Here is a 12,805-nt window from a genome sequence, read left to right as displayed (position 1 = left end):
TATGATGCTGGATGCAGATATTAAGAAACAACTGGCTGAGTATCTCCAGCTTCTGGAAAATGATGTGCTGATTAAAATCAGCGCAGGATCTGACAGTGTATCAAAAGATATGGTTGCTTTAATGGATGAGCTGACCGCAATGTCACCGAGAATAAAGACAGAACAGGTAAAGCTGCCCAGAACGCCCAGCTTTCAAATTAACCGTATGGAAGAAGACTTTGGGGTCACTTTTGCAGGAATCCCTTTGGGCCATGAATTTACTTCCCTGGTACTGGCTCTTTTACAGGTAAGCGGAAGAGCCCCCAAGGTTGACGGTAAACTAATTGACCAGGTAAAGAGTATCAAGGGCGAATACCATTTTGAAACCTACATCAGCTTAAGCTGCCATAATTGCCCGGAGGTGGTGCAGGCCTTAAACCTAATGAGCATTTTAAACCCCGGTATTACTCATACGATGATTGACGGTGCAGCTTTTAAAGATGAGGCTGAGAGTAAAAACATTATGGCTGTGCCTACGGTTTTCTTGAATGGTGAGGTTTTTGGCAGCGGGCGCATGACACTGGAAGAGATTCTTGGAAAATTGGGCAGCGGGCCTGATATGTCAGAGTTTGAGAAGAAAGAACCATTTGATATACTTGTAATCGGAGGCGGTCCCGCGGGAGCCAGCGCAGCCATCTATGCGGCGCGCAAAGGCATACGCACAGGTATTGTTGCGGAACGCTTCGGCGGTCAGGTTAGAGAGACGCTGGGAATTGAGAATCTGATCAGCGTCGGATATACCGAAGGTCCAAGATTTGCAGAAATTCTGGAGCAGCATGTTAATAATTATGATGTGGATATTATGAGTGCACAGCGTGCCAGACGCCTGGAAAGAAAAGAATTCATCGAGGTGGAACTGGAAAACGGCGCTGTCTTAAAAAGCAAGGCGGTAATCCTTTCCACAGGAGCCCGATGGAGAAATGTCGGGATACCGGGAGAGATAGAATTTAAGAACAAGGGGGTTGCTTATTGTCCTCATTGTGACGGACCCCTATATAAAGGAAAGCAGGTGGCAGTAATTGGAGGCGGTAATTCCGGCATTGAAGCTGCAATTGACCTTGCAGGAATAGCCAGCCACGTAACGGTGTTTGAATTTATGCCTGAGCTGAAGGCGGATGCCATACTTCAAAAACGTCTCTACAGTCTGCCTAATGTGACAGTCTTAAAGAACGTTCAAACAAAAGAAATTACCGGCACTGAGAAGGTAAACGGCATTACCTATATGGAACGTGAATCCGGAGCAGTCCATCATATGGATCTGCAAGGGGTATTTGTTCAGATCGGTCTTATAGCCAATACGGACTGGCTGGGTGAGACCATTGAACGCAACCGCATTGGTGAGATTATTGTTGATAACCGCAATGCAACCAGTTTGCCTGGAGTTTTTGCAGCAGGAGACTGTACGGACAGTGCTTATAAACAGATTGTCATTGCAATGGGATCCGGGGCCGGTGCTGCATTAAGTGCTTTTGATTATTTAATAAGAAATTGATGTTAAGATGCTGTTTGCTGCCGGTTGACCGGCGGGAACAGCATCTTTGTTGTTTCACGAAACCTTGACATGTCCCATCTGTAACAGTATAATTTAAATGGACACTACTGGAAAATGACTGGAGTGATAAATATGCAATATAGTGCATTGGAGCAGATGCTCATTAATTCAATAAAAGAAGTGCAGATAAAATTAGGATATGAAAAAGAACCTATTCGCTTCTACTACCCTGAACGCGCATTGGTGAAGATACTGAAAATCCGCGAAGGCTCTCCCCAGGAAACAAGAGCCGCTATGGAAGGCTTTAAGGGATATGTTAAAGAGCGGCTGGGAGATGTCAGAATCACAAAAAGCCAGGAACGCTTTTGCTTTGAGATTCCGCCGGAAGGAATAGAATACGTATATTACCATAAAAAAGACAATGGTTTTTTAAAAGAATTCATTGAAACCGTAGAAAAACCCAATACGACCTTAGAAGATATCTTGAAAGTCTTTCATAAATTTGCTGAAAGTAAAGTTATCTGCGTAAAGTCTCAGGAAGAAGATTTCGATTACATCATATATTTTGAGGATTCCTCTATGGATAATTACCGGTATTATATTAAATTTCATGGAAATCACGCCACATACCACAGATTCTTATCCGAAGATGCAGCGGATATGGGCATATAACAATATCATATCAGGAGAAAAGAACAATGCAGAGAAAAAAGTGGATCGCGACCCTGTTTACAGGCCTGGTATTTATGGCCGCTAATAATTTTACTGCCAAAGCAGATATGGCCGCCAATGCGGTGATTCCCATTGTGGCTCCGCCGCCCTTTGAGCAGCAGATTGGCCCTGGAGCCGGCATGGGAAAAGAATTTTCCCAGACAGGACCGGATTTTTCTGCAGGAACCGGGGATCAGGTTGTGGCTTTTGCAAAGCAGTTTCTTGGAAACCCTTATGTATATGGCGGGACAAGCCTTACATCAGGCGCCGACTGTTCCGGCTTTGTGCTAAGCGTTTATAAGCAATTTGGTATCAACCTTCCAAGGACATCTGAGGACCAGGGAGAAGCAGGAGTTGACGTGGGCGGAATCGAAAACGCCCGGCCGGGCGATGTGGTATCTTACATAGGACATATCGGTATTTACATAGGGCAGAATCAGTTGATCCATGCAAGCGGCCCAAAGGATGGGATTAAAATATCCTCTGTGGATTTTATGCCAATTGTTTCAGTCAGAAGAGTATTAGGAAATTAAATAATAATAAGATTATCTTTGAGCTTATTCCAGTGTTCCGTCAGGATCATCGGGAATCAGCTCTTTTTTTATGCAGCAGCATACCCAAATGCCTCTCACGAAGCCAGAAGTTTTTCAGTCATAATTTGTCCCTCCCCACATATATTGAGGTAAGAGGAGGGATGAAGGTGGATAGGAAAGACGAGCTTATCAATATATTTTCCAGGAGCATAAGAGAAATTTTAAACCGGGTGACCGTTAACTTCGACGAGGTTCAGGAAATCAGACTCCGGGTAGCAGCTCCTCTTTTAATGGTATACCGGAATGAGGAATATTATGTGACTCCCAGGGGTTCCCTGAGTAAGGAAGGAAAGGACGCCTATATAGTCTCGAAAAATGAGCTTAAGGAGACCATGGAGTACATGAGCAACTATTCTCTGTATGCCTTTGAAGAAGAGATGAAACAGGGGTTCATTACCATTCAGGGAGGACACCGGATCGGAATTGCAGGCAAGACCATTTTAGACGAATCCGGGATTAAAGCCATGAAATACATATCCTTTATAAACGTCCGGCTGTCCCATCAGGTGAGGGGCTGCGCCTCTGGAGTTTTGCCCTATCTTTATGAGGAAGGGAGAGAAATCTATCACACTCTGATCATTTCCCCTCCCAGATGCGGAAAGACCACTTTGCTAAGAGATTTGATCCGCCAGGTTTCCAACGGTTCTGAGGAGCATGCAGGCCTTACCGTGGGCGTGGTTGATGAACGTTCTGAGATTGGGGCCTGTTATCAGGGGATCCCTCAGAATGAATTGGGAATCCGTACCGATATCTTGGATTGCTGCCCTAAGGCAAGAGGGATGATGATGCTGATACGGACCATGTCCCCAAGAGTGATCGCCGTGGATGAGATAGGAAGCCGGGAGGATCTGGAAGCAATGGAATACGTGATGAACTGCGGCTGCAAGCTGATTGCCACGGTTCACGGAACCTCTATAGATGATTTAAAGCAGAAGCCGATTTTAAGAAAGCTGGTGGAAGAGCGGATCTTTGAGAGATATGTGGTTTTAAACAACTTAGGAAGGATCGGAAACATCGACCAGATCTATGACTCCAGGGGAACACAGCTCTACAAAGCTCAGGTACATCAGATGGGAATACGGTGGGACAGGCAGGAGTGCATTGCTTATGGATAATACGTGGCTGCGGATATTAGGAGCTCTTCTGGTCATTATATCAAGCTCTGGCCTTGGATTTTTTATGGCGGCCCAATGGAACGAGCATTTAAGGACTGTGGAAAAGCTTCGAAAAATGATTTTTTTGTTAAAAGGTGAGATTGTTTATGCCAATTCCCCACTGACGGAGGCCTTTGAACGGACCGGCAGAAAAGCCGGGGGCGAGATCGGTGTTTTATTTGAGAGTGTATCGGAAAAACTTTCCGGACAACAGGGAGAAACCTTTTATACCGTTTGGCAGGAGGAAATTGACAAGCTTCCCAGGGAAGTCTGCTTATCCAAAGAGGACAAACAGAATTTAAAAGGCCTGGGAGAGCATTTGGGATACCTGGATATGGACATGCAGGAACGGAATATTCTTTTATACTTAGAACAGTTGGACTTAACAATCGATTATTTGAGAAAGCATAAGCAGGAAAAAAGCCGCCTTTATACCAGCTTAGGTATCATGGGCGGTTTATTCCTAACAATCGTTATGTATTAAGGAGGATAGCATGGGGGTCAATTTGATTTTTAAAATTGCAGCAGTTGGAATCCTGGTTTCCGTCATCTGCCAGGTATTAAAACACAGTGGGCGGGAAGAACAGGCATTCTTAACAAGCCTTGCGGGGCTGATCCTGGTGCTGTTCTGGCTGGTGCCTTATATTTATCAGTTGTTTGAATCCATTAAAAATCTGTTTGCATTGTAGGTGAGAGCATGACCGTAGTGACCATAGCCATAACAGGAATCGTTGCGGTGCTGTTAGCGGTTTCTTTAAAGGGTATGAAGGGAGAATATGGGACCTATCTGGTCATGGCGGCGGGCTTTTTTATCTTTTTTTACGGCATGGGAAAGCTCACCACCATTCTGGACACCATGAAGGAGATCCAGTCCTATATTAAGATTAACAGCATCTATTTATCCACTCTGGTGAAGATGATAGGGATCACCTATATCGCGGAATTTGCTGCCGGGATATGTAAGGATGCCGGATATGGAGCCGTTGGGACTCAGATCGAAATATTCGGAAAGCTGTCCGTTCTGGCGGTCAGCATGCCCATTCTTCTTGCGCTGATCGAGACGCTGCAGGTATTTTTATCATGACGGAAGGGAGAAAGACCATGAAAAAAACTGCCTTTTTCCTGATATGTTTTTTGACGGTGCTGCTTTTTTGTAAGGACAGCCTGGGAGCGGAAGTATCTCAAGGAGAGGAAGCAGCCGCCCCGGCGGGAAATTTAGACCTGGATCAGTATGATTTAACGGATATCCAGAAATTTCTGGACCAGACAAAGGGGAACCAGGGCATGAACCTTTCCTTTAAAAAACTTATGAAGGATCTGATGGATGGCAAATTAGACGAGGTCATGGGACAGGCCGGAAAAGCACTGAAAGATTTGCTGGTAGGGGAGATAAGAAACAGCGGGCATATGATGGGACAGATCATGGTGCTTGGAATCATTGGAGCGGTGTTTTCCAATTTTTCCAGCGTATTTACCGGAAGCCAGATTTCGGAGACCGGGTTTTTTGTCACCTATTTGCTTTTGTTTACCTATCTGGCGGCCAGCTTTTTCACCAGCGTTACCATTACAGGAAATGTGGTGGGACAGATCATGGATTTTACAAAGGTATTAATGCCTGCCTATTTCCTGGCGGCGGCGTTTGCGGGAAGCAGTGCATCGGCAGCGGCTTCCTATGAGTTCACATTATTTGTCATCGCCGTCGCCCAGTGGCTCTTGGGACAAGTGCTTTTGTCGCTCATAAGGGTTTATGCCCTTTTAGTCATGGCAGGCCACATTGCAAAGGAAGAAATGCTTTCAAAGCTTACGGAGCTGTTGGAACAGGTGGTTTCCTGGAGCTTAAAGACCCTGGTAGGGGTTGTGCTTGGGTTTCATCTCATACAGTCCATGGTTCTTCCTTATGTGGATTCCATGAAGACGGGAGCCATCCAGAAGCTGATAGGAGCCATTCCGGGAATCGGCCAGGGTGTCAACTCCGTTGCCCAGATGGTACTGGGGTCCGGGGTGCTTATAAAGAATACCATTGGCGCGGCCGGTATTATCATACTCCTTATCCTTTCTGTGATTCCTCTGCTTAAATTGGCTGTGCTGATGGTTTTATACCAGTGCGTAGCCGCCCTTTTGCAGCCTGTCTGCGATAAAAGGATTGTTTCCTGTATTTCCGAAATGGCAAAAGGCCACAAAATGCTTTTATCTGTAGCGGCCTCCGCAGTGATCCTCTTTGTTGTTACCATAGCGCTTGTATGCGCTTCTACCAATGTAACCTATTTTACCGGGTGAGTGGCATGGAAGAATTGTTTAACTGGATACGCAATATAACCTATTACCTGATTTTTATAACCGTGGTGGGAAACCTCCTGCCAAATAAAAAATATGAAAAGTACATAAAATTATTTGCCGGCATGGTGCTGATCCTTCTGGTGTTAAAACCCGTTACAGGGGGCTTAAGGCTTGATGATACGCTTGCTTACTATTTTGAGTCAATAACTCTTAAAAAGGAAGCCGGGGAGCTGACAGGGAAGCTCTCAGATATGGAAGGGAAAAGGCTGGAAAGCATGATTGCCAGATATGAAGAGGCGGTCGGAACGGATTTAAAATCCATGGCTGAGACCGATGGCTTTATCTGCAGGGAATCCAGGGCAGAGATTAACCAGGATCAGGGAAGCAGTACCTTTGGCCACGTAGTGCGGGTGACCATGGTTCTGGCACCGGGCGGAACCGGAGAAGGAAGGTCAGATATTGCTGTTTCCGGAAATGGGGAGACGCCGGTAAAAAAGGTACAGGAAGTGGAAGAAGTGAAAGTGGCCGGTAAAGAACCGGAAAAAGATGGCGACAGGGCACAGGAGGACGTGAGAAAACAGAAGCAGGAAGAAAATTCACGGCTTTCAGGTCTTAGAAGACGGATTGCGGAATATTATGATTTGGAGGAACAGGATATTGAAATTCAAATGGAAGATGGGAAAGGATAAATGGCTGATCCTGCTGGCGGTTGGAATGATTATCCTGATCCTTACATTTCCCTCCGGTTCGGGTATGGCTGCCAGGGTAGAAAAGACAGCAGAAGGCAAAAACCAGACGGCATTGCAAAAAGGGATTGTGACAGAACCTGCGGATGGAGAAGCGGCTGTTGCGGCAGGAGCAGACCGGACCTATGAGGAGCAGCTGGAGGCGAGGGTGAAGAGAATCTTAAAAACCGTGGATGGGGTCGGTCAGGTAGAAGTAATGATCGTGCTGAAATCCTCAGAGGAGAAGGTACTCCGTGTCGATAAGGACAGTTCGGATTCCTCTACTGAGGAAAAGGACAGCTCCGGGGGAACGAGAAAGATCACCAGCGCAGAGAGTAAAGAAAACACGATTTTAACCGGTTCAGGAGAAAATACATCTCCCATCGTGGAGAAGGAGATACGTCCGGAAATAGAAGGAATCATCATCAGTGCCCAGGGCGGAGGCAGTCCTACGGTAAAAGCTGAAATTTCCGGTGCCATGGAAGCATTATTTAACCTGCCCCCACATAAAATAAAAGTATTAAAGAGGGTGGAATAAAAAGGAGTGTCATGTATGAGAAGTTGGAAAACAAGCAATGAACCCAAAGTCCCTAAAACCCCAAAGAAAATGGATATGAAGAAACTGTTCCGAAGAAACCAGATTATTATCACCACCTTAGCCGTTATGATAGCTGCTGCTGGATATTTAAACTATGCAGGAAAGCAGGAGGCCGCTTCCGGGACAGACGTCTTTGAGGCTGGAATGACTGATATTTCTGAAGAAGATATTTTGGCAGAAAACCAGTCCCTTACCGGCAGTGACACAAGCCAGGAGATTGCAAGCCTTGACCAGGATGCGGAGGATATTGATAAACTGGCGGCAGGAAGTACCGATGCGGCTTTGGAAAGCGACGGATCTGTAGATCTGGCAGCAAATGAAACACAGGCAGCCCAAACCGGCCTTGACAATCCTGGAGAAGCGGTGCTCACCAGCGGAATGAACGTTTCAGAATACATATCCAGCGTACAGTTAAACCGGGAGCAGGTAAGGGCAAAGAACAAGGAAACTCTAATGAACCTGATCAACAATCCGAACATTGAGGAAGCAGCAAAACAGCAGGCAATTCAGGAAATGATTGATATGACGGCTGTTGCTGAAAAGGAAAATGCGGCGGAAACCCTGCTGCTTGCAAAAGGATTTGCAGATCCGGTGGTCAGCATTTCCAGCGGGAAAGTGGATGTTGTTGTCAACGCTTCCAGCATTACAGATCCTCAGCGGGCTCAGATTGAGGACATCGTTAAGAGGAAAACGGAAGTAGGGGCGGAAAATATCGTTATCACCCTTATGAAACTGGAAGAGTAAAAAGCCTTTGCAAACTGCGGACAGTTTTGTTATAATGATTCCAGAACCTAATTGGTTGAAAGAAAGTCATCTTTCAGCCTCTGCTTGTGAATCAGGCGGATATGCCTGCATATCCAGTTGATTCATTAGCATATAAAAATGAGTACAGGAGGGAATTGCTGTGGCAGAATTGGAAAGCAGAAATACTCACAAGGTATATGAAAAAGATAAAATTGGCGAAGTACAGATTGCAGACGATGTGGTGGCCATCATCGCAGGTCTTGCGGCAACCGAGGTAGAAGGTGTGGATTCCATGGCTGGCAACATCACCAATGAACTGGTGGCAAAGCTGGGCATGAAAAATTTATCCAAGGGCGTTAAGGTGGAGCTTACAGAAGAACATGTATCCGTGGATTTATCCTTGAACATTAAATACGGTTACAGCATACCTACCGTCAGTGAGAAAGTCCAGGAGAAGGTGCAAAACGCCATTGAGAACATGACAGGCTTAACAGTTCTGGATGTAAACATCCGGATTGCAGGTGTAGCATTGGAAGAGAATAAATAGATTTCAAAAAGTCTATCGCGGGGGCGGACCGGGAAAAGGTTCAGGCCCCCGCTTTTCTTTGTGTAAATTAGTAAAAAAATATTGTAATGAACTCCAAATAGATCAAAGGATACTTAAGGGACAGGTGTTTTCATATATGATGGCTGATAGGGAGAAAGACCGCTACTCGCTGAGGGTAATGATTTTGTTTGGTCTGGTGGTATCGGTAATTATGGGGATATTCACTTTAAACATTTATTATTTCAGAGAGGTGGAAAAAAGTCTGGTGGAACAGACTTACCAGGATTTAAAGAGGGAGAATGACGAAGCATCCGCCTATCTCCAGGGAATGATCCGGGAAAGGTTTGAAATGCTGGAGATGTTTTCTGCATACTGTGATCTGCCGGAGGGAACGGAAAAGGAGAAATGGACGGAAAAACCAGAGACCTTCGAAAGGAAGGGCCTGCGGTTTGGAGTTTCCGATGGCCAGGGGATTATGTATTACATAGACCGTGAATCCCAGGATATTTCTGCCCGCAGTGATTATCAGAGAGCCTTAAAGGGAGAAAACAGTGTTTCCAGACTGCCTTCGGAAGACTTTAACGGGCAGGGCGGGATTGTGCTCACTGTTCCGGTGATAAGGAGCGGCCAGGTTGTAGGAGCGGCCTGTTTGGAGTATACCTCTGAAGAACTGGGGAAATATTTAAACAGTACGGAGTTAAGCCCATATGGTTCCAGCCTGGTTTTCACAAAATCAGGAGAACAGGTGGTCTCGTTCCCTGGGTACGAAAATCATGCCAATGTTTATGATATACTGAAAACCATGGAATTTAGGGATGGACAATCTTTGGAGCAGATGGAAAAAGCGGTGGAAAGCGGGCTTTCGGGATATGCCTCCTATTATCAGGAGGGCAGCAGGAAGCTTCTTTATTATCAGCCTGCGGAAATTGAAGACTGGATGGTGGCTTCCCTGGTGGAAACGGAAGGCTATGAGAGCGCTTTTAACAGGATCAGAAGACTGTCGGATATCTTTCTTGCAAGCACAGCTGCCATGGTGGCCAGTACGGTCCTGCTTATTTTTTGTATTATTTATTTACGGAAAAAGGAATCGAAACGGGCGCAAAAGGATTATTTAACAGGTGTTTATACCAGGGAAACGGCGAGAAAACTGGTGGAACAGAGATTAAAAGGCGGCGGGAAGAAGCGGTTTTATGCCTGCATGTTTCTTGATATTGACGATTTCAAAAAAATTAATGACACCTTTGGCCATCATAAGGGGGATCTGGTTTTGACCCAGGCAGGGCGGATTTTGAGCGACTGTACAAGAGAAGAGGATGTGATTGTCCGCTTTGGAGGGGATGAGTTCTGCATCTGGCTGTACGGTTTAAGCGGAAGGAAACAGCCTGAGGCCATTGCGAGACGGATATTAAATGCGTTCCACGCCTCCGGAACCATACATGCAAGCATCGGGATCACCCTGGTAGGAGAAGATGAGACGGAATACGACGCCATATTAAGACGGGCTGATCAGGCATTGTACCAGGCAAAGAGAAAAGGAAAGAATCAGTTTGCATTCCAGCTTTAAGTCTCGCGGAAAAACCATGAGTCCGGCACTCCTTGAAAGTCCTTTTGATTTCAGGTATAATGAAGTTTAATGTTTTTAAAATTACAAAAAGGAGAAAAGCATGAAAAAGCTTAGACTTGGAATTATTGGAAACGGTTATCTTGGAGGAATCATTGCACAAGCATGGAGAGATGGCTTATTGCCGGAGTATGAGCTGGTTGGGATCGTTGGAAGGACAAAGGAAAAGACAGATGCCCTTGCAGAGAAAATTGGATGCAGCTCCTGTGCAGGGATCGACGAACTGCTGGAATTAAAACCGGATTACATCGCCGAGGCGGCCTCCGGGAATTCGGTTAAGGACATGGCGGAGAAGATCCTGGCAAATGGCTGCAATCTCATCGTGCTGTCCATTGGGGCTTTTGCGGACAAGGAATTCTATGAGAAAGTAAAGGCCACGGCCGTAAAACATAATACCAGGGTTTACATCGCGTCAGGAGCGGTGGGCGGTTTTGATGTACTCCGTACGGTTTCTCTTATGGGAGAAGCCGCAGCCGGGATTGAAACAAGAAAAGGACCGGAATCCTTATGGAATACCCCTCTTTTTGAGGAACATTTAATGACTGATGAAGAAAGCACTATGGTGTTTGACGGCAATGCAAAAGAGGCGATCGGGCTTCTTCCTACTAAGGTGAATGTTGCGGTAGCGTCTTCCCTTGCGACTGTCGGGCCGGATAAAACCAGGGTGAACATTCACAGCATTCCGGGAATGATTGGAGATGACCATAAGATCACTGCGGAAATTGAAGGCGTGAAGGCTGTTGTGGATATTTATTCAAGCACCAGCGCCATTGCCGGCTGGAGTGTAGTGGCTGTCCTGCAGAATATTGTGTCACCGATCGTTTTTTAACCGAATCAAGTAGGGTCGCGGATTTTGATTATCCGTTTGATGGGAGGATAAGAAGATGTTTGAGAAGTTGGTTGCCATAGAGCCGGTGAGTTTGGTGGAAGAAGCAGAGAAAGAGCTTTTCCGTTATGCGAAACAGGTAGTAATGTATGAGGATATTCCCCGTGATGACGAGGAGATTATAAGGAGAATCGGAGATGCGGATGGGGTGCTTTTAAGCTACACCTCAAGGATCAGCCAGTTTGTCTTTGAAAGATGTCCTGGTATAAAGTATGTTGGGATGTGCTGCAGCCTTTATTCAAAGGAAAGTGCAAACGTGGATATTGCTTATGCGGAACAGCATGGGATTACGGTCCTGGGAATCCGCGATTACGGCGATGTCGGAGTGGTGGAATACGCAATCTGTGAACTGGTGCGCTTTCTTCATGGATATGACAGGCCCATGTGGAAAGATATGCCGGTAGAGATCACCGGATTAAAGGTAGGAATTGTTGGAATGGGTGTCTCCGGAGGTATGGTAGCGAATGCTTTAAAGCTTCTGGGAGCAGATGTTTCCTATTACAGCAGAAGCAGAAAACCCCAGTACGAGGAAAAGGGAATCGGGTACCGGCCTTTTGAAGAACTTTTGGAGAGCAGCGAAGTGGTATTTACCTGTTTAAATAAGAATGTAATTCTGCTGCACGAAGAAGAATTCCGGAGACTGGGAAATGGAAAGATCCTGTTTAATACGTCCATTGGGCCTGCCTTTGAACCTGAGGACTTAAAAAACTGGCTGGATGCCGGGGACAACCGGTTTGCCTGCGATACAGCGGGAGCTGCCGGGGCTGGGGAGCTTTTAGAGCATCCCAAGGTATTTTGTGTCAATGCTTCGGCCGGGAGAACCAAGCAGGCCTTTGGACTTTTAAGCGAAAAAGTGCTTGATAATATCCGGAGGTTTTTGGAGAATGGCAAAGTTTCTATTGTATAAAAAACCCTGGTAAGGTATAATAATTCCAAATGTCCAGAAAATCACCAATAGGAGGACCATGGGAAATGACCAGAAGTAAATTGCGCGAACACTGCTTTAAAATGCTCTTTTGTACGGATTTTTATCCGGCAGAGGAGAAGACAGGGCAGCTTATTCAATATTTTGAGGAACCGAAAGAGGATGATCTAAACGCAGAGGGTGTGGAAGAGATCATCCATGATGTCGACATGAGTGAAGAAAATGCTGCTTATTTAAGAGAAAGGGCAGAGTCCGTTATGGTCAGAATCCCGGAACTGGATTCAAAGATCAACGAAGTAGCCGAAGGATGGAAGACAAAACGTATGGGTAAGGCTGAACTTACCATTCTCCGTTTGGCCCTTTATGAGATTTTATTTGATCAGGATGTGCCGGAAAAGGTAGCCATCAATGAGGCTGTGGAACTGGCTAAAAAGTACGGCGGGAATGAAGCTCCGGCATTTATTAACGGAGTCCTGGCAAAGCTGGTGTAATA

Annotated in this window: 16 protein-coding genes; all 16 read left to right on the top strand. The window is 45.8% G+C overall.

Annotated elements, in window-relative coordinates; genetic code table 11:
* Window position 1 precedes the first annotated feature (1 nt).
* The 16 genes from ahpF to nusB all read left to right on the top strand — a co-directional run bounded on the left by ahpF (window position 2) and on the right by nusB (window position 12,803).
* Complete coding sequence (gene ahpF / locus AC27IJ_RS14145) at window positions 2-1,531, top strand: alkyl hydroperoxide reductase subunit F (RefSeq protein WP_487149429.1); 1,530 nt, start codon at window positions 2-4, stop codon at window positions 1,529-1,531.
* A 132-nt stretch (window positions 1,532-1,663) separates the two neighbouring features.
* The gene (locus AC27IJ_RS14140; protein WP_312502185.1) at window positions 1,664-2,203 is read left to right on the top strand and encodes a DUF3877 family protein; all 540 of its coding nucleotides are present in this window, start codon (window positions 1,664-1,666) and stop codon (window positions 2,201-2,203) included.
* 26 nt (window positions 2,204-2,229) lie between these two features.
* Window positions 2,230-2,775, top strand: coding sequence for a C40 family peptidase (locus tag AC27IJ_RS14135; protein ID WP_312445245.1), 546 nt, complete (start codon window positions 2,230-2,232; stop codon window positions 2,773-2,775).
* A gap of 167 nt (window positions 2,776-2,942) precedes the next feature.
* The gene (gene spoIIIAA / locus AC27IJ_RS14130; protein WP_312445246.1) at window positions 2,943-3,950 is read left to right on the top strand and encodes a stage III sporulation protein AA; all 1,008 of its coding nucleotides are present in this window, start codon (window positions 2,943-2,945) and stop codon (window positions 3,948-3,950) included.
* Window positions 3,943-4,473, top strand: coding sequence for a stage III sporulation protein AB (locus tag AC27IJ_RS14125; protein WP_312445247.1), 531 nt, complete (start codon window positions 3,943-3,945; stop codon window positions 4,471-4,473). The genes spoIIIAA and AC27IJ_RS14125 overlap by 8 nt, the downstream gene beginning before the upstream one ends.
* 10 nt (window positions 4,474-4,483) lie before the next feature.
* Window positions 4,484-4,678 (top strand): stage III sporulation protein AC, encoded by a 195-nt coding sequence (gene spoIIIAC, locus AC27IJ_RS14120; RefSeq protein ID WP_013273849.1) that lies wholly within the window; start codon window positions 4,484-4,486, stop codon window positions 4,676-4,678.
* An 8-nt stretch (window positions 4,679-4,686) separates the two neighbouring features.
* The gene (gene spoIIIAD / locus AC27IJ_RS14115) at window positions 4,687-5,073 is read left to right on the top strand and encodes a stage III sporulation protein AD (protein WP_312445248.1); all 387 of its coding nucleotides are present in this window, start codon (window positions 4,687-4,689) and stop codon (window positions 5,071-5,073) included.
* A gap of 17 nt (window positions 5,074-5,090) precedes the next feature.
* Complete coding sequence (locus AC27IJ_RS14110) at window positions 5,091-6,266, top strand: stage III sporulation protein AE (RefSeq protein ID WP_312445249.1); 1,176 nt, start codon at window positions 5,091-5,093, stop codon at window positions 6,264-6,266.
* Between the two features lie 5 nt (window positions 6,267-6,271).
* Window positions 6,272-6,955, top strand: coding sequence for a stage III sporulation protein AF (locus tag AC27IJ_RS14105; protein WP_312445251.1), 684 nt, complete (start codon window positions 6,272-6,274; stop codon window positions 6,953-6,955).
* Complete coding sequence (locus AC27IJ_RS14100) at window positions 6,903-7,529, top strand: stage III sporulation protein AG (RefSeq protein ID WP_312445252.1); 627 nt, start codon at window positions 6,903-6,905, stop codon at window positions 7,527-7,529. The genes AC27IJ_RS14105 and AC27IJ_RS14100 overlap by 53 nt, the downstream gene beginning before the upstream one ends.
* A 15-nt stretch (window positions 7,530-7,544) precedes the next feature.
* A complete protein-coding gene (locus AC27IJ_RS14095) occupies window positions 7,545-8,333 on the top strand; it encodes a SpoIIIAH-like family protein (protein ID WP_312445253.1) in 789 nt (262 codons plus the stop codon).
* 160 nt (window positions 8,334-8,493) lie between these two features.
* Entirely contained in the window at window positions 8,494-8,880 is a 387-nt protein-coding gene (locus AC27IJ_RS14090) for an Asp23/Gls24 family envelope stress response protein (protein ID WP_312445255.1), read from the top strand.
* 136 nt (window positions 8,881-9,016) lie between these two features.
* Window positions 9,017-10,444: a sensor domain-containing diguanylate cyclase gene (locus AC27IJ_RS14085; RefSeq protein WP_487149425.1), complete on the top strand. Its 1,428-nt coding sequence runs from the start codon at window positions 9,017-9,019 to the stop codon at window positions 10,442-10,444.
* Window positions 10,445-10,544: 100 nt separating this feature from the next.
* Window positions 10,545-11,330 (top strand): aspartate dehydrogenase domain-containing protein, encoded by a 786-nt coding sequence (locus AC27IJ_RS14080; RefSeq protein ID WP_312502183.1) that lies wholly within the window; start codon window positions 10,545-10,547, stop codon window positions 11,328-11,330.
* Between the two features lie 55 nt (window positions 11,331-11,385).
* Window positions 11,386-12,294 carry a D-isomer specific 2-hydroxyacid dehydrogenase family protein gene (locus AC27IJ_RS14075; protein ID WP_312445259.1) on the top strand — a complete coding sequence of 303 codons (909 nt, stop codon included), beginning with the start codon at window positions 11,386-11,388 and terminating at the stop codon, window positions 12,292-12,294.
* 65 nt (window positions 12,295-12,359) lie between these two features.
* On the top strand, window positions 12,360-12,803 hold the full coding sequence (gene nusB, locus AC27IJ_RS14070) for a transcription antitermination factor NusB (protein WP_312445260.1): 444 nt from the start codon (window positions 12,360-12,362) through the stop codon (window positions 12,801-12,803).
* The last annotated feature ends 2 nt before the right edge of the window (window positions 12,804-12,805 follow it).

The organism is Lacrimispora sp. YZC11 (genome assembly GCF_057543815.1).
This window is presented reverse-complemented; position numbering and strand designations above follow the sequence as displayed.

Bases quoted from the DNA above. Each gene is read 5' to 3' on its own strand.
- ahpF (WP_487149429.1), top strand. From the start codon at position 2: ATGATGCTGGATGCAGATATTAAGAAACAACTGGCTGAGTATCTCCAG.
- AC27IJ_RS14140 (WP_312502185.1), top strand. From the start codon at position 1,664: ATGCAATATAGTGCATTGGAGCAGATGCTCATTAATTCAATAAAAGAA.
- AC27IJ_RS14135 (WP_312445245.1), top strand. From the start codon at position 2,230: ATGCAGAGAAAAAAGTGGATCGCGACCCTGTTTACAGGCCTGGTATTT.
- AC27IJ_RS14125 (WP_312445247.1), top strand. From the start codon at position 3,943: ATGGATAATACGTGGCTGCGGATATTAGGAGCTCTTCTGGTCATTATA.
- spoIIIAC (WP_013273849.1), top strand. From the start codon at position 4,484: ATGGGGGTCAATTTGATTTTTAAAATTGCAGCAGTTGGAATCCTGGTT.
- spoIIIAD (WP_312445248.1), top strand. From the start codon at position 4,687: ATGACCGTAGTGACCATAGCCATAACAGGAATCGTTGCGGTGCTGTTA.
- AC27IJ_RS14110 (WP_312445249.1), top strand. From the start codon at position 5,091: ATGAAAAAAACTGCCTTTTTCCTGATATGTTTTTTGACGGTGCTGCTT.
- AC27IJ_RS14105 (WP_312445251.1), top strand. From the start codon at position 6,272: ATGGAAGAATTGTTTAACTGGATACGCAATATAACCTATTACCTGATT.
- AC27IJ_RS14100 (WP_312445252.1), top strand. From the start codon at position 6,903: ATGATTTGGAGGAACAGGATATTGAAATTCAAATGGAAGATGGGAAAG.
- AC27IJ_RS14095 (WP_312445253.1), top strand. From the start codon at position 7,545: ATGAGAAGTTGGAAAACAAGCAATGAACCCAAAGTCCCTAAAACCCCA.
- AC27IJ_RS14085 (WP_487149425.1), top strand. From the start codon at position 9,017: ATGATGGCTGATAGGGAGAAAGACCGCTACTCGCTGAGGGTAATGATT.
- AC27IJ_RS14080 (WP_312502183.1), top strand. From the start codon at position 10,545: ATGAAAAAGCTTAGACTTGGAATTATTGGAAACGGTTATCTTGGAGGA.
- AC27IJ_RS14075 (WP_312445259.1), top strand. From the start codon at position 11,386: ATGTTTGAGAAGTTGGTTGCCATAGAGCCGGTGAGTTTGGTGGAAGAA.
- nusB (WP_312445260.1), top strand. From the start codon at position 12,360: ATGACCAGAAGTAAATTGCGCGAACACTGCTTTAAAATGCTCTTTTGT.